A 24,272-nucleotide genomic window follows, 5' to 3' on the forward strand; every position below is an offset into this window, starting at 1 on the left:
GATTTAAAAGTGATTATCCCTGTAATTGTTTTCGCCACTATCTATTTACTTGCAAGAATATAGGTGGAATCTATGCATCAGAACCCAATAGAGCTAGAACAACGCGCCCAATACATGCAATTAGACCAGCGTATTAATGGGCTTAATAAAACATCAGAAATTAAATCAAAACACTTTGGTTTAAAAAATGATGAGCTGAAATATTTTATCAAAGAAATGCGCGACCGTTTTAATGAGCATCACGAAGAAAATAAAAAATTTTTAGGCGTGATTTTCTATATGGCAAATATTGATAAAAGCCGCCACGATTGCCAATTTGAAGATCTCACCACTAAAGAGATTTTTAATATCGTTAAAGCCATTAATCACATAAAAGCGATTAGTGCATTTTTACCAAAAAACTTAGCTTTACCCCTTAATTAAATAACCGAAAAAATTAATGACATTGATTTGTCAGGGCTTTTTACACGCTAAATTTAGGAAAACAGATAAATGAATATACCAGAACCGATGTTTACACCTGTATTAGATAACAGTTCAAACGACGCTGTTTTGATGGATAGCTGCATCAACTGGAACCGCCAAGACGAGCGCAAGATCTGTAATGACCGTTATGCGTCACGCCTGCGCAAACTGCAAATGTATGTACTGACTGAAAAGCCTGATTACGCGGCTATCAGTCAGTTAATCGAAAGTGAGATTGGGCATATAGAAAATACAAAAGGAGCAATGTAATGACTATTAACCTCTTAGCGGGGCGTATTCAGGATACTTGCCATTATCAGCTCCAGGCGTCATACCAGAATCAACCCGTGCAACCCAAGCAGGGTAAATTTCGCCAGCAACCAGAGATGCAAGAAACTCATTCATACGTGAGGGAACAACAAAAACATCTGTCGGCATTGGCAAGTGTCGGTTGTCACCACTTTGAAAAAGCAAAATCGTCTTGCGCGTCGCCTGAATCGCAAGGTGTAAGTCTGACTCTAATTCTTCCAAAGAATCCCAAAACTCAGATTCAGGTATACGGGGGTGGTTACGTCCATGAATCATACTATCCAATCCGTGCTCAATTAGTTCTGTCCATTTTGCGTGCTCTATCCATTCGTTTGGAAAAATCGTGCGCAGGTGGTGCGCCAACGCATTTCGACAATCTTTTGATGGAAGCCAACGCCTTTCTATATGGTTTCGAGTGGCGCGCTGAAAAACGCCGCAAACCTCGTACAACTCGCCAGCTGATAAGAGCCTTACTTCGTTTGGAGGAACGCCTACAGAAGACAACATATTAACAGTGTCTATATATCTTTTATTTTCAGGTTTATTCATTGAATACCTCAATCAATAGCGGCAGACCGAACAACATGCCGCTAACGCTTTTTAAAGTACCCCAGTTTTCTTTTTCATGAGGTTTAAATGACTACAGAGCTAAGAAATACAGTTAAGAAAACCTTATATTACAAGCCAGCACAGCCTATTGAAAGGCCGTTTCCGACTTATCCAGAACTTCATGAAAAAGAAAAAAGAGCCAAAGCATTAGCTAACGCAGAAACGCTACTTTCAGAGCAACCTAAAATTGTCCAAATTACCGTTAACAAACGTTATGACGTGTTACTCAAAGAGCAAGGCCTTGAACGTGCAAATGCTTACCTTGCTAAGAATTTCTGTGAACGTATTTACCCAAGGGTTGAGCTAGTCACAAAGCGCTACTGTTTAACGAATAAAAATTCTGAAACCTACCGATTTTTTAATTGGTTTAATGCGATGCCTGATATGTCGCGTAAATCCCTTGAATCATTAGCCCTTGAATTATCCGCTTTTGTATTCACCACACTTGCTGACCTCAGTAAAAAACGCACAGATGAAGGTGATTTAAAAATCGCTCATATGTTGTATACGGAGGCGGCTGCGATTACCCAAGCCTATCACCAAGAACCGCCACGACTCGCGAAGTTAACCAAACGCTACTTTAACGAAAAGGACGCCTTTATTGCTATCGCACAAATGACGTCTGAAAAGTGGTGGCTAAACCGTTTACGTAGGCACGCATCAGAATGGCGGGAGCACTTACATATCGCATTAACTAATGTCAGTAAGCGCAGTAGCCTTTATGCAAGCTCTATGGCCATGAGTGAATGGAAAGAGCAAAAGCGACGTACTCGTGAGTTTCTGAAATCAATGGAATTAGAAGACGAGGACGGTAACCGTTTTAGTTTGATTGATAAATATTATGGCAGCGTGGCAAACCCTGCCATTCGTCGTACTGAAATGATGGTCAGAATTCGCGGCTTTGAAAATATCTGTAATGAGCTTGGCTATATTGCAGAATTTTACACATTAACAGCCCCATCTAAATATCATGCCACTACCATACACGGTCACCGTAATCGCAAGTGGAATGGCAGCAGTCCAGCCGATACACAGCGTTATTTAAGTAAAGTTTGGAGCAAAGTGCGCGCGAAATTACACCGCAATGATTTACGGATTTTCGGTATTCGTGTGGCAGAGCCGCACCATGATGCAACCCCACATTGGCACATGCTGTTTTTTATGTTGCCAGAGCAAGCGGATAGCATCCGCGAAATTCTTAGGGAATATGCATTTGAAGAAGATGAAAGCGAACTTATTACTGCCAAAGCCCGAAAAGCCCGTTTCCATGCCGAAGCCATCGACCCTGAAAAAGGTTCAGCAACAGGCTATGTGGCCAAGTACATTTCTAAAAATGTGGATGGTTATGCGCTTGATGAAGAATTAGATGATGAAAGTGGCAAACCGATGAAAGAGGCGGCAATGGCTGCCGCTGCATGGGCTGGGCGTTGGCGTATACGTCAGTTTCAATTTATTGGTGGCGCACCTGTTACCGTTTACCGTGAATTACGCAAGATGGCCGATCACGATACTGCGGTGGGTTTGGATGTGGAGTTTGCTGTTGTACATGATGCCGCTGACTCAGGGGATTGGGCTGGCTATATCAATGCACAAGGTGGCCCATTTGTGCGTCGTGACGATCTTATTGCGCGTCTGTGGTACCAAGAGAGCGAGGAAACCAATGCCTATGGTGAGGAAATCATACGGGTTAAAGGTGTGTTCTCGCCTTTAGTGGGTTCTGATAGCCCAATTATCACCAGACTCAAGAGCTGGAAGATTGTGAAGAAGTTAGACGAAGCGATAGCGGAGTCTGTTTTTAGTGATGCGAACGCATCACCTAGGAGTTCTGTCAATAACTGTACGGAGGTTCTCGGTACGGTTAAAGATAAAAACGTAGCCATCCATAATATTGTAGATGCGGCCAAGTCTATTGGGATAATTTTTGACCCTGATAAGGATAAACCGATGTTGCTTTCGTTATGGAAAGGAGCTGTTTATACAGAAAATGGCCAAAGCGTGAGGTTTCACGGGAATGGCCATATACAAAAGATTGTGACTAAGGAGCAGAAAAGTAAAAATAGCAAAAATATAACTCACAAATTTATATTAAAAATCAGATAGATAATCATCTATCGATTTTCCTAACTTATTTTCTTTCTGATGTACTTGAGTTAGTAACTTCATTAGTTTTGTTGATAAAGTGACCATGCAATTTAGTTCCTCTTTAGTTTGCTCAACATTAATTGTATCAAACACTTTATCTATTAATTTTAATACTGATTGTGTGTATATAATGATATAATTTAGCCCCTTTCTTGATAAATGATATTTTCTATATTCATTTAATAACGATTTAATACTTTCATTGTTTTTATTATATCCTTTTATTTTACTTTCTAAGTCAAGTGTGGATTTTTTTAAGTATTCTAATATGGGATTTCCAATAGTTTTTGTTTGATTATAGCTTAAGATGTTTTTAATTTTTTTATCTAATTCAAAAAATGCCTTAGTCAAGTTTCTATTGAATTCATCAAAAGAATACGAATCTATATTTTTTACAAGATCTTCTACTACAAGCAGTTCTTTATTTATGAATAAAAAATAAGAATTTATTCTTGAAACAAAAAAATAACTTACATCTTCATTTCCACCATCTTTTATACTCGATTCTTTATATATTGTTTTATAGAGCTTATTAGGGAATGAAATTTGAAATGCAATATCAAAAGCGACACCTTCTTCTTTTATTAGCTTAAACTCTTCAACGATATACTTATTATGAGAGTAAAAACTATCCGCAATATTTTTTCTTTCAGTGACTGCTATTTGTTTTTCAGTTTGTATTGTTCGATGAATATTAGAAACTATAACTCCAAAGATCGGAGATAGGGCTAGTACACCTAATGGCAGTTTACTTTCTTCAAAAAAAGCTTTAAACCCAGTTGAATTGAAACTTATCTCATTAGATAGAAAAACAAAATATTCTAGATAAAAGAAAATACCAATAGGCACTATAATTCCTAACCAGAATAAGTATTGCTTATCTAAGCTATCTGATTTTATCTCAAAAGAAACCTCTCTAGTTCCTTTTAAGGATGCATCGGTTACTAAATAAGATATGGCAAAAAGTACTGCTATTGTGACTAGTAGCATAATCACTGGCATTTGTTCAATAGGTGTCATTTTATTGTTCATCCTTAAAATCGTTACCATAATAGTCAAGCGGATTTATTTCTTTATATATGGATAGGTTTTCCTCAAATAGATATATTGAACCTTTAAAAGAGAAAATGTATCTCTTTATTTCTTTATGAATATCTTTTGGTATGCTGTCAAATTCAATGATTTTCACAACTCCATCTATGATTTTTATACTTTCTTTAAATATTTCCAGATAAGTTGTGAATACATCTTCAATTAAATCATATTTGATATAAATGACATTTTTCCCAAAAATGTAAGGGTCATAATCACTATTATTTTGTATTGAATATAAAAACTCGCTGGATTTTTGTAAGGTTTTACTTTTAACCATTTCAAATTCAAGGAAATTAATTGCATGTTCAAGGTCATGAGCACATTTGTCTATTATTCTAACTTGGGAGCTAGATATTCCGAAGTAATCCTCACCAATAATTTTATTGAAATTATTTAATTCAAACTCTGCCTCCATTAATTCATGAACTACCTTACCTAATAGCTTGCTGGAAACTTCTGAGTTTAACCCATTATTATAATTTGAGTTTTTATATATTTTCCCATATAGTAATAAAGGATTTTTTACCGTTACAAGGCTATTTTTTGAATTAATTTTGTTTATCTCATTAACAAACCAATCTCTATGTTTGAAAAATAAATTTACTTTATTATCATTATCTGAGGTTTTTAGTTCTACACTAACTTGAATAGATTTATGAATATTAGAAATCAATACACCGAATGTGGGAATTAATGCAGAAACATATAGCGCGGATGCACTTTCAGTAAATAATTTTGTTATTGCATTAGTTTCATTTAATAAAAACAATTTAGGATTTAATAAATAAATTTGATATTCAATCCAAACTGCCCCTATTAAGGGGATACCTATCAAAATCCAAAATATTGGTTGTCTTGCTAGGCTTTTCTCATCAAGACTCACTAAGCGTTTTAAAGTTGGTATTTGATAAGAAAAAAATGACCCTATTTTAAATTTATAAAAATTATTCCCGTTTAGTTTTTCGCCGTATTCGTGCATAAACCAATCAGAAACGATACAATATAAAACAAAAAGTATTAGTAACGAATAAATAGTATCCATACCACCCCCTATCAAAATTTGCACAGAATTCTAATCGATCAAAAAATTTTAAACTACCTCTTTCATACTAGATAAATTTACTGTATAAATAACCAGTAAAATGATTTTATGTAAGAGGATCATGTAGATGCTAGAGGCGTCAGTGGCGTTGGAACGGATAGAAATCATCGCCAGGTTTGGAAGTTTGGATTTATGTAATGATAAAGAGCGCCAAGTTGTATTAGCGCTGATTATGGAAATCGCAGAGGACACACGCAGAATTGAGAAACATAAAATAAAAAAGTCACTCGAAAGTGACCAACGAAAAATAGCTTTAAACGGGGCTAGACTTTAACAAGTCTAGCGCCATTTGGCGCTGTTCTGGGTTTAAATTCTGTATCATCGAACCTATCATTTTATTACTTTTCGCGCTTGGGCTAATCGTATGGTCAAACGTCAGGCTTAACACATAAGTGTGGCCGCATTCGACGTCACTGCATGCACAATAGAGATCTGAAACTTCACGATGCTTTCTATTTGATTTACGAATAATCGCCTTTTCCCCACACTCAGGGCAGAATATTTTTAATACTCGCATGTTCCAAATCTCCGCTTGATAATGACCCCGTAATTTTACCTTATTTTTGCGCATTTTTCATTTCCCTATGACCGTTAAATTCCGTAAATATCATTAATTTTACGTTATTCTTAATTCAATTGGTGGCTATCTTCTTGAAAAGTGATCTTTAAATGATCGGGCACCTCACCATCATTATTTATCGCGTTTGCAAACATGCGCTGAACAGGAATAATTTCATCTTGTCGGTACGCTTCACGGGCATTGCGCGGGTCACCTAAGCCGCCAACATTGCCAGGAATAATCCCCGCTAACCCAGCAGGGAAACGGTGCGCGGTTAGAATATCTTGCGCACTGATGTTTTTCACATTACTAAATTCATCATTGGCCGAAATATCCCCCACAGGAATAAACTTGATGCCGTCCGCATCCCCATTGGGAATATGCACGAACATGGTTTCAAAGTTACCAATCCCTTTGCTTTGTTCTAATTTTTTGGTGATCATCACCTCCACTTCATCGGTGAGCATCGGGTCATTACAAAAAATCATCCCCCCAGTGTGTGCCCCGTTGTGGTAGTAACGACGGCGAAAGATAGTAGCCTCACTGTTTAACATAGCCGCATGAATGCCCCCGATATAATCAGGAATGCCATACACTTGCTGTTGGGGGTCATACTGCTTGATGTAAATCACATCGTCAGGGGTATACACCATCGGTTCGCCTTCTTGCAAAATCACAAAATCATCATTTTTACGACGACGCATAAACAGCGCAGGCAGCACATACAGCCCCACCACTTCCCCGTAATAATTACGCAGCTTTAAGATGGGCGTATCACCAAACACAATATAATCCAACACACTGGCACGCAGCTCCTGATGCGTCAGGCCACCGCCTCGGTAATCCGATAACACCATATTGGAACGCGCATGGATCACGCCCCCGTGTTGACCATTTAAGTTCACCAATTGCGCCAAGGCGGTGCGGTCTATGGGCAAGCTGTAATGGTCATAATCATTGTCATACCAAATGTTTTGGTATTCCGTATGAGTGGTTAAAATCGGTTCTGGCTTGCCTAATGTGATGATGTTCATCGATTTTTGGCTAACCGTTTGCTTCTGTGCAGTTTTCCGTAACTTTTTCTTACTCATCATGCAGCCTTTTGAAATTTATATTTAGATTTACGCTGTCTTTCATTGTTTAGCGGTTCGTTGGCCACGGCGTGTGAGGTGGCAAAAAACACGTCTGCGTGACCCGTTTCCTTACTGCGATCCGCGATAAAGGTCATTGAGCCCCCTTTACCCGTGGTGGTGTGCCGAATGGCTAAGAAGCTGGCCATAATTTCTTTTTGCTCAACGTCCCAGGCAATGCGCTGTTCATCCACCAAATCAATCATTTTGAGGACTAATTGCGTTTTGGTGTTTTGGCTGTAATGAATGGCTGTAGTGACGCGCGGGGCAAAGTCGGCCACCATCTCATATACCCCGTGGCCAATCCCTGTGGTGTCGATGCCGATATGGGTAAAACGGTATTGGCTGTACAGGTCTTGAATTTGTTTGGCTTGGTGTTTCCAGCTCATGCCTTGCCAATAAAAGGTGGCGAGGATGCGAAAATATTCACCTGCCACCAAAGGCGGTGCGACTATTACAAAAGTGGACGTATCCCCCGAACGTGCGGGGTCGTAACCGCCCCAAACTTCTTTATCACCAAACGGCCGTGCGGCATTAATATCGTGATCATCCCAAACACCAATATCGATGGCACATTTTTCAAGGTCGTTATATTTGAAAACGGATGCGCCACTGTCCACAAACACGCACATATACAGCATGTTAAAGGTGTCTTTGTTATAGCGGTTGCGCAGTTTTTCAATGGATGCCAGGTTAAACCCGTTTCGGACGGCATCTTCAATGGTAATGACATAGCGCCACTGGCCATCAGGGCAATCACGGCCACCGTCTTGCATCTCTTCAAAGCTTGGAAATTCCACATTTTTACGAGTGGCTTCGCTGCCGCGCCATTCGTCACCTGTCCAAAACGGGTAAGCAGGATGGGTTTTGGCGCTCGGTGTGGAAAAATAAGTGGTGCGCCATTTGTCGTGGGTCGCCATCGCAGAGGCGACTTCATTCAGGCGCTTAAAATCAGGTACCCAAAAATATTCATCGCAATACAAATGGCCACTGTATGACTGTGCGGTGTTTTTATTGGTGGATAAGAAGCGCAGCTCTGCACCATTGCTTAAACGGATAGGGTTCCCCGTCAGCGTGACGCCAAAAAACTTATCCGCGATATTGACGATATAAGAACGGAATACCTCGGCTTGTGGCCGTGAAGCGGATAAAAAGATTTGCGGATCGCCAGTGAGTACCGCATCTTCAAACGCTTCAAAGGCAAAGTACCAGGTCGCCCCGATTTGACGTGATTTGAGGATATTGCGAATAGCCTTTTTAATATTGATGCGTAAGTGTTTTTGATAACCAAAGAGCATTTCATCCGCGAACTTTTGAAAATCGTCTGGGGTCAGTTCAGAGATATCATTTTTCTTATAACGTCGTTTTTTCTTAGTTTCGCCATCGTCACTTGTACTGTATTCCCCGCCAGACTCGGCTTGTGCTTTGATTTCAGCCAGCTTTTCTTTGTGCTTATTGGCCTGCGCCATCAATTTGACGTGATGAGCAATCAGCCTGTCGAGTTCCTCCAGTTCAAGTTCCGTTTTTTTATTGCGTTCCGATAACAGCGCAATGCGTCGGTTAATTGCCTCCAACACGCTCTCATGGTTGAGCATATCCGCCCAGCACCATTTTTGCGCCCAATAGTAGACAATCCGCCTGTTAGGCAGGTTAAGTTCCTCCGCAATTTCAGCGGGGGTATAGCGTCGCAAGTAAAGTGACTTGGCGACCTGTATTTTTGCATCTGAGTGTTTAGCCATAGTGGTTCCATTGTGCAATGTTCAGAAATTGCAGGCATCTACCTGTTTTCGGTAATAGCCGGATAACCGAACTCAACCATTCGCACCGTGAATAAGAATTGGCAATACTGATGGCTTAAAAGGAACGGAATGCAGCTAAGGATTTTGAATGTCGCAATTACGCACAACATGGCTCTGCATTGCCACGGAAGGTGAAACCGTTGATGGTCGGGAAATTCTGCCCGAGGAAATTATCGAAATGGCAGAAACCTATGATACCGATTTGTACACCGCCATGATTTGGCCTCGGCACAATAAGCCAGGTGAAGACCGCGGTGACCCACTGGGTGAAGTCATTGAGCTACAAGCGGATACCGATGAAAGCGATACGTTACGTTTGTATGCCGTATTGCGGCCATTTGCCCGTTTATTGGAAATGAACAGCCAAAACCGTGGGGTGTTTACCTCGGTCGAGATGAATACCGATTTTCGCAATTCAGGCGTGACATATTTAGAGGGCTTGGCGGTAACGGACACCCCAGCCAGTGTAGGTACGACAAGGCTCGACTTTAGTCGTCAAAAACAAAGGAAACGAAAAATGGCAAAACCCGCAAAGAAAACATGGCGTCAGCACTTTGGCATTGAAGAAGTCAAAGAAGAAAAGCCAACCGAAACCACCGTTAACGATGAAGTGCTATCCGGTATGGCGGCAGATTTGGCGGCAGCACTGACTAAAATCGCTGAATTAGAAACCATGTTGGAACAAGCACAAAGTGATGTGGAAGTGGTGAAAGAGGTCGTGGACACCGAAGATTTCGCCAAACTGCGCGACAACTTACCGGAAATCACCAAATCATTCAGCAAAGTGGCGACCCCGCTCCCAGGGAAAAACCCCGCAGGCCGTAAAGAGTTTGTACACCTCTAATCCATTGTGATCAGAGCCCATTACTGAATTTTGGAGAGGGATTTCCATGTTTTTAAACAATACGGCCAGAACGTATTTAAAAGGCCATAAATCAGGCCTTGAACGCTCATACAACATTGATGATGCGTCGAAATATTTTGCCATCACCGAACCCAAAGAAATTGCGTTACGTAAAGCGATTATGGAATCGGTTGAGTTTCTCAACTTGATTTACTGCGCGGACGTTGACCAATTGGCTGGCCAAGTGATTTCGGTGGGTAACCCTGGGTTATTCACGGGGCGTAAAAAAGGCGGCCGTTTCATGCGTGAAACGGGCATTGATGGCAATGAGTATAAATTAGCCGAAACCGACTCAGGGGCGTTTTTACCGTGGGATGTGCTATCAGTTTGGGCAAACTCAGGCGGTGAAAATGAGTTTTACCAACGGATGCAAAATTTCGTTAATGAAAGCTTTGCCCTCGACATGTTGCGCATTGGTTTTAACGGTACCCATGTGGCCGATAGCACCGATGCGAAAAAGTACCCGAACGGGGAAGATGTGAACAAAGGTTGGCACCAAATCGCCAAAGAATGGGACGGTGGTAAACAAGTGATCTCCGAATCCATCACTTTGGATGAAAAAGGCGATTTCCGTTCGCTCGATGCGATGGCGCAAGAAGTGGTAAACACCTGTATTCCTGTGCAATACCGCACCGACCCACGCCTTGTGGTGTTAGTGGGCGCTGACTTGGTGGCTGCGGAGCAACATCGCTTATATCAAGCCGCTGACCGCCCAACGGAGAAAATTGCCGCGCAATTACTGGGTACCACCATTGCAGGGCGTGCCGCCTACATCCCGCCATTTATGCCAGGGAAACGTTTAGTGGTCACCACGTTATCCAACTTGCACCTGTACACGCAGCGCAATACGCGCCAACGCAAAGCAGAGTTTGTGGATGACCGTAAACAGTATGAAAACAATTACCTGCGTAACGAGGGATATGCGTTGGAATACCCTGAGCTGTACGGGGCAATTGATGAGTCAGCGGTTACTATCGGTGAATTGATTGAGCCGAAAGACACCGTCGAGACAGAGTAATGTTATCACCCGGTCAACGCCACCGCTTAAAAGTGGAAATGCGCCAAAAGCTGGAGCAGCAACAAGCGATTGCCATTGCCGATGGCGAAAGTATGCACTTACAAGCGCGTGCCGTTGACAAGGATGCCGCACGGCTCAAAGGGATGACCAACGCAGAACGCACCGAGATAAAGCGGCAGGAATTTTTGCCCAATTATCTGCCGACTGCACAGCGTTATCTGGACGACGGGAAAATCTATAAAAACCCGATTTTTGCCTACTGTGTCGTGTGGCTGTTTGATGTGGGGGAGTTCCAGCAAGGACTGGATTGGGCGGACATCGCCATTGAGCAAGGACAGCTCACCCCGACAGGCTTTAAAAGTGGCTTTCCTGCCTTTGTGGCTGACACCATCTTGCAATGGGCGCAGCTTGAAGCAGAGGCAGGTCATGCCATCGAGCCCTATTTTTCACGCACGTTTCACAACGTCACCGAAAAATGGCGAGTTCACGAAAAAATTAAGGCCAAGTGGTACAAATTCGCGGCCTTGGAAATCCTCAAAGGGGATAACAGCGAAGCGAAAGCCAGTGCCATTGATAACGTGGATGATTTAGAAAAAGCCGATGCCTACCTTGCAAGGGCGCATCAGCTTAACCCAAAAAGTGGCGTAAGAACCCATCGCACGCGCATTGCTATGCGGCTGCGGGCACTTACTGCCGAATGACTACCGCAAGCCAAGTGGGCGCAGCTGAGGCAATGCAATTAATTGCAATTGGCCATGGAAGCTGGCCTTGCCCACTTTTTAATTAAGGACAGCCCATGTTTGATGGTAATAGCGGTAATTATCGCCAAGAAATCATTACCAATGACGGTTTTTGGCCAGATGTGGATTTATTGGAGTTTCAAAAAAGCCGTTCGCTACCAAGTAGTATCGATACGGATTTTTTAGCCGATGCACTCCTGAACACCATCACTGAAATCAATGGTGAGCTAATAAGCGTGAAAAATCAGCACCACGCCAAAGGGTACCACCAAGCGGCAGAGGTACCTGGTGTGCAACGTAATGGCCGCAATGCCTTATGTGCACAGTATTTAAAAGCGGTATTTGCGCGAGCCAAAGCGGATTTATTGGGGGAATACAGTTCCATCGTAAACCGTGCCCCGAACTCGCAGCAAGAAAGCCCTGAACTGCGTAACCGCCTGTTAGCGGAATCTTCATTAGTGATCCGCAATATGAAAGGCTTAAAACGTGCCACGGTGACCATGATATGAGCAAATTGCAGCAATTAACCACTTTTTTAAAGGCTAACTTGCCCGATGGTGTGTGCAATGTGGAGTTTTCTAGCGTCACAGATAGCATTCAGTTTATCCCTGCGCAACGCGATTTGGGCAATGACCAATACCGAATGCACATCAAACAATATGACGCGACGATTGCTTGGGGGCGTTTTCCCTATCGCCAAGTGAACCCTGATTATATCGGCATCTTGATTGATGCGTGGCTCAATGAAAATGACGATATCGATGATATTCAACTGGATTTAGAGCGCCCATCAATGGATGTGGATTTAAACGAAAGTCACCAAGCGGTGGTGATTGTTACGCTGCAATTGGCGGAGAACGTCAACATGCGAGAGGACGAAAACGGCATTATACCGATGGATGGTAAGCGTTGGACACTGTGTGATCCTGATGTATGGATTGCCCAAGAAGCTGATATTACAGGCGTTCACGCATGATTAGTGGCCAGTTAAATCAAGGCCAATTTAACACGCTGCAAGAGGCGCTTAAGCGGTTTGATTTAACCCCGAAAAAACGCCAACGCTTATTATGGCGCATCGCGAAATATGGCGTGATAGCGGCAGCAAAACGCAATGTTCGCAACCAACAAACGCCCGAGGGCGAATCGTGGCAACAGCGCCAAGGCAATTGGCGCAAAAAGATGCTGCGCAATATGCCTAAAGTGCTGCATATCAAGGAACTGCCCGAAAGCGAAAGTGTGCGGATTTACCTCAAAGGGGGCAAATACCGCAACGGAAAAAAACAGCTCCCTGCGGGGGTTGTGGGTTACTCGCAACAACATGGCATGAACGTGACCGTGAATAAATCCAGCTTTAAATCTGAGCGCGATAAAACACGGCCAGCCACCAAGAAGCAAGCCAAAAAGTTACGGGCGCTGGGGTACAAAGAGCGCAAAGGCAAAGGCTGGCGCAAACCGTCTGTTAAAGCCATTGAGAGCGGAATGAGCTTTGCTAAAGCAGGTTTATTAATTCGCACCTTAAGCGATGAGACACCGCAAAATTCATGGGTGATTGATGTGCCAGCGCGTGAGTTTTTGGGCATCAATCAAGATGAATTTGAAAAAGCCCTCGCACGGCAATTGCAAGGGATTGGGTTTGGTTAAACAACCATAAAAGAGGGATTTTTTATGACATGGCCATCTGTACAGGTGAACCAAGTAAATCAGCTACAAGGGGAAACCAAAGAGGTTGAGCGCACTGTGCTGTTTGTCGGCACAGGCAATACCAACGTGGGCAAAACGGTTTCCGTCAATACACAAACGGATTTTGATGATGTGTTAGGCCGTGAAGATAGCGACCTGAAACGCAATGTGATGGCCGCCATGAATAACGCGGGACAAAACTGGTCGGCTTATCTTCATGTGATGGCGGTTGATGCTGAACCGCTGGATTTTGTGGATGCGGTGATTGCCGCACAAGACGTGGCCAGTGTAGAGGGTTACGTTTTACTGACCGCAGCGAGCAAAGAAGTCATTGATGCGGCCAATACCTTGCGTGAAACCTTAATCGCCAAATATGGTCGTTGGGTCTGGTCAATCATTACCGTGGATGCCCCCACCAAAGACGAAAGCTGGCCAGATTATGTGGCTCGCATTATTGCCTTACAAAAAGGCATCGCCGCCCCATCGGTGCAGCTAGTACCACAACTGTGGGGCAAAGAAGCGGGTGTATTAGCAGGCCGTTTATGTACCCGTTCGGTAACTATCGCAGACACGCCTGCGCGGGTAAAAACAGGCGCATTAAAAGACATGGGCGCAACGCTACCCCTTGATGGCACAGGCAGAGAGATTGATTTGGCCACCTTGCAGGCCTTAGAGAAAAACCGCCTCAGTGTGCCGATGTGGTACCCCGACTACGACGGTTTGTACTGGGCAGATGGCCGCACGTTAGATGTGGAAGGCGGTGATTTTCAAAACATCGAAAACCTGCGCATTGTCGATAAAGTGGCGCGAAACGTGCGTATTCGTGCGATTGCCAAAATTGGGGATCGCAGCTTAAACAGTACGCCCAATTCCATTGAAACCCACAAAAGCTATTTTGCCCGTGTGATGCGTGAAATGGCGCGTTCTAGCCAGATTAATGGTATTACGTTCCCTGGGGAATGCAAACCGCCACAAGATAGCGATGTGGTCATTACGTGGATGAGCAAAACCAAAGTCGCGGTCTATTTTGTGGTTCGCACCTATGAATGCCCGAAAGGCATTGAAGCGAGTGTGATCTTAGATACCAGCTTGGAGGGGCAGCATGAGTAAACGGATTTCGGGTCAGTCGTTTGATTTCAACCTAGACGGCTCACTCATTCATGTTGAGAAATCAACGTTAAACCTTACGGATAACACGGGCGTCGCCCAAACTAATGGCGTGCCCGATGGGTGGGTTTCAGGGGATGTGTCTGCCGAGGGTGAGTTGGAATTTAGCACCAAAGCGTTAGCCATTTTAAAAGCCAAAGCCCGTGCGGCAGGCTCATGGCGCAGCATTCCCGAAGTGGATTTGATGTGGTACGCCAAAGCAGGCGGTGAAGAAATGAAAGTGGAAGCCTTTGGCTGCAAATTGCTGTTATCGGACATTCTAGACCATGACCCAAAAGGCGGCAGTACCGTCAATTTAAAGGTGAAATTCCTTGTCACCAGCCCTGATTTTGTGCGCTTGGATGGCATTCCTTACCTTGAGTCAGAATTGACAGACAAATTAATCGGTTAAAAGGAAAAGTGTTCATGGAAGAACATGAAAAAACATTTATCACTTTGTTTTTTATGGGGGTGCTTATTGCTGTTGGCAAAATCCTCACCAGTGACGAACAAATTACCGCCCGTTTGTTTTTCGGGCGTGTCTTTCTGGGAGCCGCAATTTCAGTCATGGCAGGTGCCGCGCTGATTTGGTTCCCCAATATCTCACCTTTAGCGGTCACGGGGATTGGTACCGCTTTTGGGATCGCAGGTTACCAGCTAGTTGAAATGTGGCTTAAAAAGCGTGGAAAAGCGTTATTACAAGGAAAGTTAAAAGATGGCATTAAGTGAGAAACAAGCCTTATTCACCGTGATGATCGGCAGGCTAATTTTATGGGCAGATGAGCACGGTTACCGCCTGACCTTTGGCGAAGCCTTTCGCACTACCGAGCAAGCCAGCGCGAATGCCAAAACAGGCAAAGGCATCAAAAACAGCTTGCACACCTCACGTTTAGCCGTGGATTTTAATTTATTTATCAACGGCCAATACCGTGAAGATACCCCGAGCTATTTGCCCTTGGGCGAATATTGGGAATCTATCGGGGGCACTTGGGGCGGCCGATTTAACGATGGTAACCATTTCAGCTTAGCCCATAACGGGGTGAAGTAATGGCCAAACAGCTTGCGTTGGTATTTTCGCTAGGGATAGCGACCTTTGGCGCAGGTTGGTGGGTGAATGGGCTTTATCACGATAGCTTACAGCTCAACATTGAACGCGCTGCCAAACAAGCAGGCGATAAAGCCCGAGCCGAAGCCCAAGCCATTTCCCGTGAGTCTGCGCGTCAGCTTGAAAACCAATTGGAGAATATCGCCAATGCAACGCCCAGGGAAATCAGAACCGAAGTTATTAAACCTGTGTTCACTAATGTGTGTGTTAGCCCTGAGTTTGTCAGCTTGTACAACCGCGCCGCCGAGCGTATTGAGCGAGAGTTATCAGGAAAACCTGTTAACCAAATGCCCAATCTTGTTGCCGAGACTGAACGGACAAACGGGCAAACACGTCAGTGAACCGTTAGAACTGTTTTTAACCTTGTACGGCAATTGTGCCGCACGCCACAACCAGTTAGTGGATGACATTAACCGCAAAAGGAATTGAATTATGAGCCAACCAATCACATTAGACATTGCCGGAAAAGATTACCGTTTCGAACCCAACATGACCGCCTATAACGGGTTTATCAATGAAATGGCGATGGACAATAAAATTGCCCCTGCCCACACCTATTTACGCCGCATTGTGGTGAAAGACGACAAAGACGCACTGGATGAACTGTTAAAACAGCCAGGTGCCGCGTTGCAAATCGCCTCATCCATCAATGAGCAATACGCCCCGAAATTGGACATTAGCGTAAAAAACTGAGGGCACGGGTTGAATCTATCGAGCGCAACGAGTTAGAGCAATTTATTGCGCTGCGTCGTCATTACTATCCTCATGATAATGATGAAATTGATAGTTTGGCTCGTGCTGCATGGCTGAATAACCAACATTGGGAAAATATGCGCATTGCCGTGGCCAACGGCATTGCACTGGCGTTAAAGGGTGATAAATGAACTCATTAGATTTTACCTTAAGCTTAATTGATAACGTGACACAGCCGTTAAAACAAGCTCAGTCTGCGTTATCCAATTTTGCCAATGAGAGTCAAAAAGCCTTTACCCAAAGCGCCATCGGCGTTGCAGGGTTAGCGGGTGCGTTGTTTTCCTTAAAAGGCTTACTTGATCCCGCGCTGCAAATGAATGAAGCGATACAGACCGCCAGTTTGCAAGGCGCGGATGCCGAAAGCGATGATGACTTGCGTGACCGCTGCCGCAACCAATTCAATTTAGTAGGGAATTACCATACCGATGCGGTTTATCGCGGCATGATAGCCAGCCTTGTGGGCTTGAGCATTGACCGCATTTTCTTTTTGCATGATGCACCACGTGGTGCAGGTACCGCCAATGCGTATTTGTTATTAGACAGTGGCGTGGCAAGTCAGCCTTTTATCGACCAAGTGAATGACTACGTGATGAAACATGGCCATCACGGCCACGGTGATGACATGCAGTGCTTTGCCATGCCAGAAACACAGCATGCGTTAGTTTTAACCGTATTCGTCGATAACCTCGGCAACTTTAGCGCAGAGCAACTGGGCAGCTTAAAAAATGAGGTGAACGATTTGGTGCGCTGTGCCTTTCGTGAAAACAGTTTGTACCAGGTCAAACAAACATGGCCATATTCACGGTTTTCATTTTCGAACTTGGGGCGCGAGCTGCACCGCCAGTTTAGTGATATTCAGTCACTGCATTTCTCATTGGGAGATATTACCAGCGAGCTCAATGTACCCCGCTTAACATCGTTAGTGGTTGAGGTGAAAAATGTCTGACTTTCACGAAAAACTTAAACGCCTTGCACTGCCAAGTTGGATGGACAAAGGCGAGCCCGCCAAGCTACTGGCGGCATTACGTCGCTTCTGGTCATTGATTTACGGCTGGCTAACGTGGCCATTAGCGCAATTGGGCGCTGAAACCTGCACAGAAGCATTACTGAACTTACTGGCATATCAGCGGGATATTCAGCGCTTCAATGGTGAGCCATTGGACTTATACCGCAAGCGGGTGAAATACGCCTTTATCAACGCTAAAGACAGTGGCAGCGTGGCGGGGTTTATCGCCATTTTTGAACGGTTAGGCATAGGTAAAGTGCTGATTAAAGAGCGCCAGCCGCACATTGATTGGGATGTGATTATTCTCGTGCTCAATGATGAGCAGCTCTCACGTGCCCCTGATTTGCTGATCAACATCATTTATCAATATGGGCGCACATGCCGACGCTATCAGTTTGAAGTGATTAACGATTATCAACTGAATATGCGAGTGGGCAGCATTGAGGGCGAGCACATCAGCTATCACGCAAAACTGCCTATGCCTATTTTAACGCTGCGAGTGGGTGAAATTGCCAGTGATATTCAAATTAGTTATGCGACGCTGCAAGGAAGCAGCGCACCCAATATGACCTATGGGGCATCATTAAAAGGATAAATTATGTCATCAGTCATTACCCTTGAATTTGAGCACTACAAAGCGCAGGAAGCCGCAACAGGTAAACCCATCATTTTAGATGAATTTGTGTTTGCCTTAGTGCCAAATTTAGACCCTAAGAAACCCATTGAACGCACCGAACAACTACCCGATGCTAAACACATTGTGCATCGCCAAGCGGTAAATAAAGCGGGATTAGTCAGCGAAAATGCGGTGGCTTTCAGCGTAACGTTGGGCACGGAAATCGGTGATTTCGAATTTAATTGGATTGGGCTGTTGAACAAGGCTAACAATTCCGTGGCGATGATCACCCATGCCCCGACACAAAAGAAACTGCGCACCCAAGGTGGCCAACAGGGCAACGTCTTAACCCGCTCATTTTTGCTGGAGTTTGACGGGGCTGCCAAAGATACCGCTATTAATACCACCGCAGAAACGTGGCAAATTGATTTCACGGCTCGCTTAACGGGGATTGATGAAGCGCAGCGGCTGATGAATACCGACAGTTACGGTGAGGCGGCTTTCTTTGGTTCTGCCTTTGAAGTCACTCGCGATGGCGAACAATTTACCGTGAATAGCGGTTTAGCCTATGTGGGCGGTTTGCGTGGTGAGCTAGCTAAAAGCCAAGTGTTTAATAAACTGCGTGATACGCACATTTATGCGGATTTCAGCTATCAAGGTAACTTACTTAGCCAATGGCAAACGGTGGTTAAACTTACCACGGGCAACCAACTCAAACACTATGTGGATAGCCACGGATATGCCCATTTTGTATTTGCCATCGCGGCGATTGATAAAACAGGGGTTATCACCGATTTGCGCCCACAAGGGGCGAAATGGGAACAAAGCATCGCGCAAATCAAACAGCAATATGCGCTAAAAAGTGAGATGAAATCATGGCGCTATGTTGCCAAAGGCAATGAAACAACCCTCACCCCAAACGAGGTATTTCATCGCTGTTTGCTGTTTATTAATGGCCTTGAGCAATACGCCAATTATTCTTTTGCCGTTGAAAACAATACGGTTTATTTAGCCGAGCCGTTGCTAAAAGACGACCACATTGAGGTATTGATTAATGTGCCGGTGATTAGCCCACGTGCATTACATGCCGGTTCTGAAACTGATGTGTTACGCAATGAAGTGGAGGCGCTCAGAACCACGGTGAAGAACTTGAAGGGAAAGGATTTTATTAGCGCGGACAGCCAGAACTTAGCGGCCATCGGCTCTGATGAAAACATTTTTATTTCAGAAAAACAGTTGCAGCACATTCACGACATTGAAGTCGAAACCACCATTAAAGGGAAATAGCGAACATGGCCATTAAACGTACTATCACACTGAATTTTAAAACCTCTGACGGTAAAACCTTACCTGCCTCTTTTGATGTGAGTGACGGTGAATCGACTTTTGAGGTCTGGAAAAAACTGCCAGGAAATGCAGCCAAAACAGAGGCGCAATTTTTCGCAGAACAAAAAGGCGCGCAAGGAGCAAAAGGTGATAAAGGTGATAAAGGTGACAAAGGCGACCGAGGGGCTCAAGGTGAAAAAGGCGCAACGGGCGGTCAAGGCGCAGCAGGAGCCGCAGGCGCACAAGGTGCCAGTATCGTCAGCGTCTCAGTCCAAGTTAAAGAAAACCCGTGAGGTGATGCATGGCGAAAGGTCGCACGGTCACGCTGACGTTCAAAAACAGTGCTGGCACTAACTTGCCGCCTGTTTCTTTCGTGGTGAATGACGGTGAAAAAGGCGATAACGCCCATATTCAAGTCACGTCCATTATTCCAACGGTCAAGGGTGGCGAGGTTTCTTTTAACATCGGCAACGTGGTGGTGTTATCGGTACAAATTAATGGCATCACTCAGCCCCAAGGTTATGCGTACACCGTGGAGGGAGCCACATTGTATTTGGCCGAAGCGTTAAAAAATGGCGATTTTATTTCTATTGAGGTAACAAAATGAGCAAACCAACAGGGAAGTTGATCCGATTAACCGCAGGGAATGTCGGTGCGGTGCCCGTCGGGCGAAAAGTGAATAACAAACCGCTTAGCGCGGATATTTCGTTAAGTGCGGGTGATGTGGGAGCGTATAGCAAAACAGAAACGGATAACAAAGTCGCGGATGCGAAAAAAGCAGGTACCGACGCACAAACTAAAGCCAATGCCGCCAGTACTGCCGCAACCAATGCCAATAATAATGCCAATGGCCGTGTGCCAAGTGGCCGTAAAGTGAATGGTAAACCGTTAACGTCGGATATTACGTTAGGTGCGGGGGATGTGGGGGCGTACACCAAAGCAGAAACAGACAGCAAAATATCTATGTCATCGAATGGAGCTGTTATGAATATTCGAAGAGGAGCTCCAGTTAATCCACCTAAACAAAATGAATATGGACCAAAAGAAAGTCCGGCTGGTTGTATTGTTACGAGTGTTAGGCACGACCCGACAACATCTTATGGGATATTTTTTACTTACAGACCGCTTCAAATATTAGTTAACGGAGCGTGGAAAACACTTGCGGGAGATGCGTAATGCAATTAAATAATTTTATACAATACATACCTAACGATGAGAAAAAAATTCAAAATATCCAATATTTCATTTCTGATAATGGTATTGATTTTTATGAATCATTTGAAAAATTCAAACTAAAATATAAGATTGGTTTTGATAAACAAGGAATTATTAGAACCGTTTCTGAAGATATATCCGCTATCTATCCTTTGGGATTGAGTATCGTAGATATTGCTTTCCTACCCGATGATTTCAATATAGATGGGCAATGGGTATTTAAAAATGGAGAGATAAAGCAATATATATTCACATTAGAAGAAGTTGTTTTTTTCGCCAATCAACAAAAAAAGACTCTTTTGGATAAAGCAGCAGCAACTATCGCACCACTCCAAGACGCCATTGATTTAGGCATCGCCACCGATAAAGAGCTCAAACAGTTAAACGCATGGAAACAGTATCGCGTTGATTTAAACCGTATCGACACTGCAAACGCCCCCGATATCGCATGGCCAGAGAAACCCCAATGAACGAGCCCCGTTATCAGTGGCATAAACAAAACATAAAAATGGCGGCAGGTTTGCCGCCGATCACTTGTTCCATTTTGCCTGTGCATCCGTTTATTTATGGTGTTGGTCAAACAAATAGCTCAGGTAGCTATCTCAGCCCCACCAATGCGATTAACCATTTAGCGGATAAGCTCACAGGGGCTGGCCAAGTTTCGGTATTGGTGCTGATGGTCACAGGAAAAACATTTGCTGAATTTATGCAGCAATTATCGGCTTTTTCGGCCGTGTTTCCGCTGCCTGTTTTTGCCCAAGTTGAGCGAATGACCAGAACGGCACACACGTTGGCCACCACAAAAATGCAATTGCCAGGGAAAATGGCAAGCGGTTTACCTTTACCACAATCCCTATCAACGGCAACCAGCCGTATGGCGTCTAACGCACAATTAATTGAAGCAGCCAAAGCAGCCGCAAACCAGCCTAGCGGATTAGATAGCATGAAATCGGCACTGTCGGATTTTAGCCAACAAAAAGACAATGCCTTAAAACAGATGAGTGATGCCCTAAACGGACTTTTAGGCCAGTCAGCGACCGTTTGGGCATTTTCAGGTACGAATGATGCCAGCGTTTTAGCGGATAAAATGCGAAAAAATATCCCTGAACCTGATGCGGTATTTACCCTCGCCACCTTATTTGTCGGCAATGAAATTCACGCTTTAACAAGGATGTTAAATGACACAGACCATAACCCTTGCCCTGAACGGTGAAGCTATCCCACTGAAAAACTTGGCCGTTACGCCCAGTATGATGTTCCAGGATAAAGACCAATCGGGACAATCCTCCAGTACGGCCGTAGCCGAGCAAGGTATCAAACCTAAAGAACTGCGCATCACAGGCATTTTACCATTTACAGAACATAAGGCATTTTCGCGCCTTTTTGCGTTAGCGGAAGCCAAAGAAAACGGCAATTTAAAACGTTATCGTGTGGCCAATTTGACGGCTCAAGCCATAAATTTTCGCATCGGCACATTCACCAATTCTATTGATGCTAGCAAAATTGAAGGGAAACAGGCGTGGCAAATTACCTTTACCTTACGTGAGCATTTATCGGTATCAGAAAAACGCGAAGCGCGAGCTAACAGTAAAGTGTCCAGCAAAACGCAAGGCGGTAGTGCAACAAAAGGCGGTCAATCAGGGGAATCCGATGAAACCGAGCAATTAACTTGGTTTGAAAAAAAAGTGTTAAAACCGATTAACGATTCGTTGGAGTAAAGGGAATGAAACCCATCAATCGACTGTATTTATCAGGTGATGAAATTCAGGTCACCGATATCAACATTATGTTAGAGCTCTCTGCCGCAGGGCGCGGCTTTGTCACCGTGAAAACCGATGAGGACTACACAGGCAAATTAGTGCGCCTTGATGTCGGTTATCCCGAATTATTATTGCGTTATTTCACAGGGTTTGTGGAGCGCTCGCAGCCCTCAGCCAATGGATTCCAACGGTTATTTATTCGTGAACTGGTTGGCGTGTTTGAACGTGAGTGGCCATGTTCTTTTCAGCATCCCACTTTGCGCACTATTGCCGAACACCTGCAAAAAGAAAGCGGCTTAACCTTTCAATTACCCGATGCACCTTATGTAGATGAGCCTATTCCTCACTTTACCCACAGCGGCACAGGTTATCAGTTATTGGCCAATTTGGGGCATGTGTTCAAAATTGATGATTATGTGTGGCAGCAGCTCCCCAATGGCCATGTATATGTGGGCAGTTGGCCACATTCACTATTTGCCAATAAACCCGTTGAAATCCCGAATGAATTTGCCACTTCACAGGCAGGCGGGAACAGCATGACCATTCCGATGGTGCAATCATTAAGACCAGGTGTGAATACCAACGGCAAACGTCTCCAAAAAGTGAACCTTATCAATGAAGACATGACGCTCACGTGGGCAATCCCCAATAAAATCACAGGGAAACCGGCCAACAAGAGCCCTGTTCAAAACCAAATCGACAATGCCTATCCTGAGCTGGCCGCAGGTTTACACCTGCCTAAAACCGCCCGCATTGAAGCCCACAGCGAACCCGTTCGCGCTGGTGATATTTCCGACCCGTACCGCCCACGCTATGCGGTCGATGTGCAATTATTGGATGCCGACGGGAATCCATCCAGCGCCCCGATTTACCGTGCAGTACCATTGCCGCTGCCAATGGCAGGGGGTGAGAGTGGCTTATTCCAATATCCGCCCGTGGGTACCGTCGTGGAAATTGCCTTTGAAGGTGGTCGACCTGATAAGCCATTTATTCGCCAAACCCTTAGCCAGGGAAACACGCTACCCGATATCCAGCCAGGCGAACAATTGCAGCAACAGCGCCAAGAGGTTTCCCAGCGCATTACGCAAGATGGTAGCTGGCAACGGCAAACTGACCAGACCATTAGTGAGTCATCCATGCATCGACAAGTTACCGCAGACACCGAACAGCGCACCTTAGTCACCCGAGACACCACTATTCAAGCCACCGATAAAACGATGGTGCTTGGCACTGCAACATTACTGGCAGGCGCTATCCAGCAAATAGCCGATGGTGATTACAGCATTGCATCAAAGGGCAGCTTTGTAGCCAGCATTGGTAAAAAAGCCGAAATTGATATTGCCGAAGATGCCACGCTCACTATTGGCCAAAAGCTAATTGAAAAGGTAGGCGCACTTAAGCAGAGTATCGCGGGTACCAAACAAGAAATTATTGCACCGGTTGTTTGGATTGGCAGCCAAGAAATTAACGTGGCGCAGCTGATGATTGATACATTGGATATTGTGAAAGAGCTGGCCGAACTCACTGCCAACCACAGCCATCACAACACAGGAACGCCACTGAATGCCAATGCCATCAAAGGCACGGCAAGTAAATCAGATGGATTGAAAGAAAAGTATCAGCCAGTTATTGGTTAATAAAGTTTTAGTCCAACTCTTGCCCACAGCCGTGGGCTTTTTTATACCTGTAATTTAACAGCGTGTAAGACAGTCTAAGCACTCCAACCATCAAACCACATCAAGAAACCTTTCATTTGGATCACATCAATAGCATGGCGCAGAAGCAACGCTACC

32 protein-coding genes and 1 pseudogene are annotated in these 24,272 nt (G+C 44.4%); 27 read left to right on the plus strand and 6 right to left on the minus strand.

The genetic code is table 11. The features are described 5' to 3' along the window. Positions 1 to 72: 72 nt before the first annotated feature. Positions 73 to 423, plus strand: a complete 351-nt coding sequence (locus PSE72_RS09015; protein ID WP_166685120.1) for a DUF5347 family protein — start codon at positions 73 to 75, stop codon at positions 421 to 423. Between the two features lie 69 nt (positions 424 to 492). After that, positions 493 to 735 (plus strand): hypothetical protein, encoded by a 243-nt coding sequence (locus tag PSE72_RS09020; protein ID WP_243838300.1) that lies wholly within the window; start codon positions 493 to 495, stop codon positions 733 to 735. 6 nt (positions 736 to 741) lie between these two features. Here the strand turns inward: PSE72_RS09020 and PSE72_RS09025 are convergent, their stop codons facing one another. After that, positions 742 to 1,224 (minus strand): hypothetical protein, encoded by a 483-nt coding sequence (locus PSE72_RS09025; protein WP_217007796.1) that lies wholly within the window; start codon positions 1,222 to 1,224, stop codon positions 742 to 744. Between the two features lie 186 nt (positions 1,225 to 1,410). Between PSE72_RS09025 and PSE72_RS09030 the strand changes: the two genes are divergently transcribed. Beyond that, positions 1,411 to 3,483, plus strand: a complete 2,073-nt coding sequence (locus tag PSE72_RS09030) for a replication endonuclease (protein WP_115167848.1) — start codon at positions 1,411 to 1,413, stop codon at positions 3,481 to 3,483. On the opposite strand, the gene PSE72_RS09035 is transcribed toward PSE72_RS09030, so the two are convergent. Together PSE72_RS09035 and PSE72_RS09040 are read right to left on the minus strand one after the other, a co-directional pair. After that, entirely contained in the window at positions 3,469 to 4,545 is a 1,077-nt protein-coding gene (locus PSE72_RS09035) for a hypothetical protein (protein WP_272690950.1), read from the minus strand. The genes PSE72_RS09030 and PSE72_RS09035 overlap by 15 nt on opposite strands. 1 nt (position 4,546) lies before the next feature. Next, entirely contained in the window at positions 4,547 to 5,662 is a 1,116-nt protein-coding gene (locus PSE72_RS09040) for a hypothetical protein (RefSeq protein WP_115167851.1), read from the minus strand. A gap of 127 nt (positions 5,663 to 5,789) precedes the next feature. On the opposite strand from PSE72_RS09040, the gene PSE72_RS09045 reads away from it, so the two are divergent. Further along, entirely contained in the window at positions 5,790 to 5,996 is a 207-nt protein-coding gene (locus tag PSE72_RS09045) for a hypothetical protein (RefSeq protein WP_115167852.1), read from the plus strand. Here the strand turns inward: PSE72_RS09045 and PSE72_RS09050 are convergent. From PSE72_RS09050 to PSE72_RS09060, 3 genes are read right to left on the minus strand one after another with little or no spacing between them, the layout of a single operon-like run. Further along, a complete protein-coding gene (locus PSE72_RS09050; protein ID WP_147281954.1) occupies positions 5,976 to 6,293 on the minus strand; it encodes an ogr/Delta-like zinc finger family protein in 318 nt (105 codons plus the stop codon). The genes PSE72_RS09045 and PSE72_RS09050 overlap by 21 nt on opposite strands. A 56-nt stretch (positions 6,294 to 6,349) precedes the next feature. Continuing rightward, positions 6,350 to 7,372, minus strand: coding sequence for a phage portal protein (locus PSE72_RS09055; protein WP_115167853.1), 1,023 nt, complete (start codon positions 7,370 to 7,372; stop codon positions 6,350 to 6,352). Next, positions 7,372 to 9,150: a terminase large subunit domain-containing protein gene (locus tag PSE72_RS09060; RefSeq protein ID WP_217007797.1), complete on the minus strand. Its 1,779-nt coding sequence runs from the start codon at positions 9,148 to 9,150 to the stop codon at positions 7,372 to 7,374. Before PSE72_RS09060 ends, PSE72_RS09055 begins: the two co-directional genes overlap by 1 nt. Before the next feature lie 148 nt (positions 9,151 to 9,298). Here PSE72_RS09060 and PSE72_RS09065 point away from each other — a divergent pair, with 148 nt between their 5' ends. The 23 genes and pseudogenes from PSE72_RS09065 to PSE72_RS09170 all read left to right on the plus strand — a co-directional run bounded on the left by PSE72_RS09065 (position 9,299) and on the right by PSE72_RS09170 (position 24,116). Continuing rightward, complete coding sequence (locus PSE72_RS09065; RefSeq protein WP_115167854.1) at positions 9,299 to 10,054, plus strand: GPO family capsid scaffolding protein; 756 nt, start codon at positions 9,299 to 9,301, stop codon at positions 10,052 to 10,054. Between the two features lie 46 nt (positions 10,055 to 10,100). Further along, positions 10,101 to 11,132 (plus strand): phage major capsid protein, P2 family, encoded by a 1,032-nt coding sequence (locus PSE72_RS09070; RefSeq protein WP_115167855.1) that lies wholly within the window; start codon positions 10,101 to 10,103, stop codon positions 11,130 to 11,132. Then, positions 11,132 to 11,833, plus strand: a complete 702-nt coding sequence (gene gpM / locus PSE72_RS09075) for a phage terminase small subunit (protein WP_115167856.1) — start codon at positions 11,132 to 11,134, stop codon at positions 11,831 to 11,833. Before PSE72_RS09070 ends, gpM begins: the two co-directional genes overlap by 1 nt. A 95-nt stretch (positions 11,834 to 11,928) precedes the next feature. Beyond that, positions 11,929 to 12,381, plus strand: a complete 453-nt coding sequence (locus PSE72_RS09080; RefSeq protein ID WP_115167857.1) for a head completion/stabilization protein — start codon at positions 11,929 to 11,931, stop codon at positions 12,379 to 12,381. Then, positions 12,378 to 12,848 carry a phage tail protein gene (locus PSE72_RS09085; protein ID WP_115167858.1) on the plus strand — a complete coding sequence of 157 codons (471 nt, stop codon included), beginning with the start codon at positions 12,378 to 12,380 and terminating at the stop codon, positions 12,846 to 12,848. The genes PSE72_RS09080 and PSE72_RS09085 overlap by 4 nt, the downstream gene beginning before the upstream one ends. Further along, on the plus strand, positions 12,845 to 13,513 hold the full coding sequence (locus tag PSE72_RS09090; RefSeq protein WP_115167859.1) for a hypothetical protein: 669 nt from the start codon (positions 12,845 to 12,847) through the stop codon (positions 13,511 to 13,513). Before PSE72_RS09085 ends, PSE72_RS09090 begins: the two co-directional genes overlap by 4 nt. 24 nt (positions 13,514 to 13,537) lie before the next feature. Next, positions 13,538 to 14,662, plus strand: a complete 1,125-nt coding sequence (locus PSE72_RS09095; RefSeq protein WP_115167860.1) for a DUF2586 domain-containing protein — start codon at positions 13,538 to 13,540, stop codon at positions 14,660 to 14,662. Then, positions 14,655 to 15,110, plus strand: coding sequence for a phage protein (locus PSE72_RS09100; protein ID WP_115167861.1), 456 nt, complete (start codon positions 14,655 to 14,657; stop codon positions 15,108 to 15,110). Before PSE72_RS09095 ends, PSE72_RS09100 begins: the two co-directional genes overlap by 8 nt. 14 nt (positions 15,111 to 15,124) lie before the next feature. Then, the gene (locus PSE72_RS09105) at positions 15,125 to 15,427 is read left to right on the plus strand and encodes a phage holin family protein (RefSeq protein ID WP_217007798.1); all 303 of its coding nucleotides are present in this window, start codon (positions 15,125 to 15,127) and stop codon (positions 15,425 to 15,427) included. Continuing rightward, entirely contained in the window at positions 15,414 to 15,746 is a 333-nt protein-coding gene (locus PSE72_RS09110; protein WP_115167862.1) for a M15 family metallopeptidase, read from the plus strand. Before PSE72_RS09105 ends, PSE72_RS09110 begins: the two co-directional genes overlap by 14 nt. Continuing rightward, complete coding sequence (locus PSE72_RS09115; protein WP_217007799.1) at positions 15,746 to 16,144, plus strand: hypothetical protein; 399 nt, start codon at positions 15,746 to 15,748, stop codon at positions 16,142 to 16,144. The genes PSE72_RS09110 and PSE72_RS09115 overlap by 1 nt, the downstream gene beginning before the upstream one ends. Positions 16,145 to 16,235: 91 nt before the next feature. Beyond that, a complete protein-coding gene (locus PSE72_RS09120; RefSeq protein WP_115167863.1) occupies positions 16,236 to 16,496 on the plus strand; it encodes a putative phage tail assembly chaperone in 261 nt (86 codons plus the stop codon). A 50-nt stretch (positions 16,497 to 16,546) separates the two neighbouring features. Then, the gene (locus PSE72_RS19950; protein WP_442958891.1) at positions 16,547 to 16,687 is read left to right on the plus strand and encodes a DUF6890 family protein; all 141 of its coding nucleotides are present in this window, start codon (positions 16,547 to 16,549) and stop codon (positions 16,685 to 16,687) included. 215 nt (positions 16,688 to 16,902) lie between these two features. Beyond that, positions 16,903 to 17,502: pseudogene (locus PSE72_RS09125) on the plus strand (baseplate J/gp47 family protein); the annotation flags it as partial. Further along, positions 17,495 to 18,157, plus strand: coding sequence for a phage tail protein (locus PSE72_RS09130; RefSeq protein ID WP_115167867.1), 663 nt, complete (start codon positions 17,495 to 17,497; stop codon positions 18,155 to 18,157). The pseudogene PSE72_RS09125 and the gene PSE72_RS09130, both read left to right, overlap by 8 nt. 3 nt (positions 18,158 to 18,160) lie before the next feature. Further along, a complete protein-coding gene (locus PSE72_RS09135) occupies positions 18,161 to 19,465 on the plus strand; it encodes a phage tail-collar fiber domain-containing protein (RefSeq protein ID WP_115167868.1) in 1,305 nt (434 codons plus the stop codon). A 5-nt stretch (positions 19,466 to 19,470) separates the two neighbouring features. Next, on the plus strand, positions 19,471 to 19,797 hold the full coding sequence (locus tag PSE72_RS09140; RefSeq protein ID WP_115167869.1) for a hypothetical protein: 327 nt from the start codon (positions 19,471 to 19,473) through the stop codon (positions 19,795 to 19,797). 8 nt (positions 19,798 to 19,805) lie between these two features. Continuing rightward, the gene (locus PSE72_RS09145) at positions 19,806 to 20,111 is read left to right on the plus strand and encodes a hypothetical protein (protein WP_115167870.1); all 306 of its coding nucleotides are present in this window, start codon (positions 19,806 to 19,808) and stop codon (positions 20,109 to 20,111) included. After that, on the plus strand, positions 20,108 to 20,680 hold the full coding sequence (locus tag PSE72_RS09150; RefSeq protein ID WP_336298876.1) for a hypothetical protein: 573 nt from the start codon (positions 20,108 to 20,110) through the stop codon (positions 20,678 to 20,680). The genes PSE72_RS09145 and PSE72_RS09150 overlap by 4 nt, the downstream gene beginning before the upstream one ends. Beyond that, the gene (locus tag PSE72_RS09155) at positions 20,680 to 21,189 is read left to right on the plus strand and encodes a tail fiber assembly protein (protein ID WP_115167871.1); all 510 of its coding nucleotides are present in this window, start codon (positions 20,680 to 20,682) and stop codon (positions 21,187 to 21,189) included. The genes PSE72_RS09150 and PSE72_RS09155 overlap by 1 nt, the downstream gene beginning before the upstream one ends. Then, complete coding sequence (locus PSE72_RS09160; RefSeq protein ID WP_254178881.1) at positions 21,186 to 21,932, plus strand: hypothetical protein; 747 nt, start codon at positions 21,186 to 21,188, stop codon at positions 21,930 to 21,932. Before PSE72_RS09155 ends, PSE72_RS09160 begins: the two co-directional genes overlap by 4 nt. Next, positions 21,898 to 22,437 carry a baseplate complex protein gene (locus PSE72_RS09165; protein WP_272690951.1) on the plus strand — a complete coding sequence of 180 codons (540 nt, stop codon included), beginning with the start codon at positions 21,898 to 21,900 and terminating at the stop codon, positions 22,435 to 22,437. The genes PSE72_RS09160 and PSE72_RS09165 overlap by 35 nt, the downstream gene beginning before the upstream one ends. A 5-nt stretch (positions 22,438 to 22,442) precedes the next feature. Further along, positions 22,443 to 24,116 carry a hypothetical protein gene (locus tag PSE72_RS09170; protein WP_115167873.1) on the plus strand — a complete coding sequence of 558 codons (1,674 nt, stop codon included), beginning with the start codon at positions 22,443 to 22,445 and terminating at the stop codon, positions 24,114 to 24,116. Positions 24,117 to 24,272: the final 156 nt, after the last annotated feature.

It is taken from the genome of Providencia sp. PROV116 (assembly GCF_028482485.1).
In the GTDB taxonomy this organism is placed as follows: Bacteria; Pseudomonadota; Gammaproteobacteria; order Enterobacterales; family Enterobacteriaceae; genus Providencia; species Providencia rettgeri.

Excerpts from the sequence above, each read along its gene's own strand:
- PSE72_RS09045 (WP_115167852.1), top strand. The coding sequence starts at position 5,790 with ATGCTAGAGGCGTCAGTGGCGTTGGAACGGATAGAAATCATCGCCAGG.
- PSE72_RS09135 (WP_115167868.1), top strand. The coding sequence starts at position 18,161 with ATGTCATCAGTCATTACCCTTGAATTTGAGCACTACAAAGCGCAGGAA.
- PSE72_RS09015 (WP_166685120.1), top strand. The coding sequence starts at position 73 with ATGCATCAGAACCCAATAGAGCTAGAACAACGCGCCCAATACATGCAA.
- PSE72_RS09030 (WP_115167848.1), top strand. The coding sequence starts at position 1,411 with ATGACTACAGAGCTAAGAAATACAGTTAAGAAAACCTTATATTACAAG.
- PSE72_RS09140 (WP_115167869.1), top strand. The coding sequence starts at position 19,471 with ATGGCCATTAAACGTACTATCACACTGAATTTTAAAACCTCTGACGGT.
- PSE72_RS09105 (WP_217007798.1), top strand. The coding sequence starts at position 15,125 with ATGGAAGAACATGAAAAAACATTTATCACTTTGTTTTTTATGGGGGTG.
- PSE72_RS09145 (WP_115167870.1), top strand. The coding sequence starts at position 19,806 with ATGGCGAAAGGTCGCACGGTCACGCTGACGTTCAAAAACAGTGCTGGC.
- PSE72_RS09055 (WP_115167853.1), bottom strand. The coding sequence starts at position 7,372 with ATGAGTAAGAAAAAGTTACGGAAAACTGCACAGAAGCAAACGGTTAGC.
- PSE72_RS09150 (WP_336298876.1), top strand. The coding sequence starts at position 20,108 with ATGAGCAAACCAACAGGGAAGTTGATCCGATTAACCGCAGGGAATGTC.
- PSE72_RS09120 (WP_115167863.1), top strand. The coding sequence starts at position 16,236 with ATGAGCCAACCAATCACATTAGACATTGCCGGAAAAGATTACCGTTTC.
- PSE72_RS09110 (WP_115167862.1), top strand. The coding sequence starts at position 15,414 with ATGGCATTAAGTGAGAAACAAGCCTTATTCACCGTGATGATCGGCAGG.
- PSE72_RS09065 (WP_115167854.1), top strand. The coding sequence starts at position 9,299 with ATGTCGCAATTACGCACAACATGGCTCTGCATTGCCACGGAAGGTGAA.
- PSE72_RS09170 (WP_115167873.1), top strand. The coding sequence starts at position 22,443 with ATGAAACCCATCAATCGACTGTATTTATCAGGTGATGAAATTCAGGTC.
- PSE72_RS09020 (WP_243838300.1), top strand. The coding sequence starts at position 493 with ATGAATATACCAGAACCGATGTTTACACCTGTATTAGATAACAGTTCA.
- PSE72_RS09060 (WP_217007797.1), bottom strand. The coding sequence starts at position 9,150 with ATGGCTAAACACTCAGATGCAAAAATACAGGTCGCCAAGTCACTTTAC.
- PSE72_RS09035 (WP_272690950.1), bottom strand. The coding sequence starts at position 4,545 with ATGACACCTATTGAACAAATGCCAGTGATTATGCTACTAGTCACAATA.
- PSE72_RS09165 (WP_272690951.1), top strand. The coding sequence starts at position 21,898 with ATGACACAGACCATAACCCTTGCCCTGAACGGTGAAGCTATCCCACTG.
- PSE72_RS09080 (WP_115167857.1), top strand. The coding sequence starts at position 11,929 with ATGTTTGATGGTAATAGCGGTAATTATCGCCAAGAAATCATTACCAAT.
- PSE72_RS09090 (WP_115167859.1), top strand. The coding sequence starts at position 12,845 with ATGATTAGTGGCCAGTTAAATCAAGGCCAATTTAACACGCTGCAAGAG.
- PSE72_RS09155 (WP_115167871.1), top strand. The coding sequence starts at position 20,680 with ATGCAATTAAATAATTTTATACAATACATACCTAACGATGAGAAAAAA.
- PSE72_RS09095 (WP_115167860.1), top strand. The coding sequence starts at position 13,538 with ATGACATGGCCATCTGTACAGGTGAACCAAGTAAATCAGCTACAAGGG.
- PSE72_RS09070 (WP_115167855.1), top strand. The coding sequence starts at position 10,101 with ATGTTTTTAAACAATACGGCCAGAACGTATTTAAAAGGCCATAAATCA.
- PSE72_RS09160 (WP_254178881.1), top strand. The coding sequence starts at position 21,186 with ATGAACGAGCCCCGTTATCAGTGGCATAAACAAAACATAAAAATGGCG.
- PSE72_RS09050 (WP_147281954.1), bottom strand. The coding sequence starts at position 6,293 with ATGCGCAAAAATAAGGTAAAATTACGGGGTCATTATCAAGCGGAGATT.
- PSE72_RS09100 (WP_115167861.1), top strand. The coding sequence starts at position 14,655 with ATGAGTAAACGGATTTCGGGTCAGTCGTTTGATTTCAACCTAGACGGC.
- PSE72_RS09085 (WP_115167858.1), top strand. The coding sequence starts at position 12,378 with ATGAGCAAATTGCAGCAATTAACCACTTTTTTAAAGGCTAACTTGCCC.
- PSE72_RS09115 (WP_217007799.1), top strand. The coding sequence starts at position 15,746 with ATGGCCAAACAGCTTGCGTTGGTATTTTCGCTAGGGATAGCGACCTTT.
- PSE72_RS09040 (WP_115167851.1), bottom strand. The coding sequence starts at position 5,662 with ATGGATACTATTTATTCGTTACTAATACTTTTTGTTTTATATTGTATC.
- PSE72_RS09130 (WP_115167867.1), top strand. The coding sequence starts at position 17,495 with ATGTCTGACTTTCACGAAAAACTTAAACGCCTTGCACTGCCAAGTTGG.
- gpM (WP_115167856.1), top strand. The coding sequence starts at position 11,132 with ATGTTATCACCCGGTCAACGCCACCGCTTAAAAGTGGAAATGCGCCAA.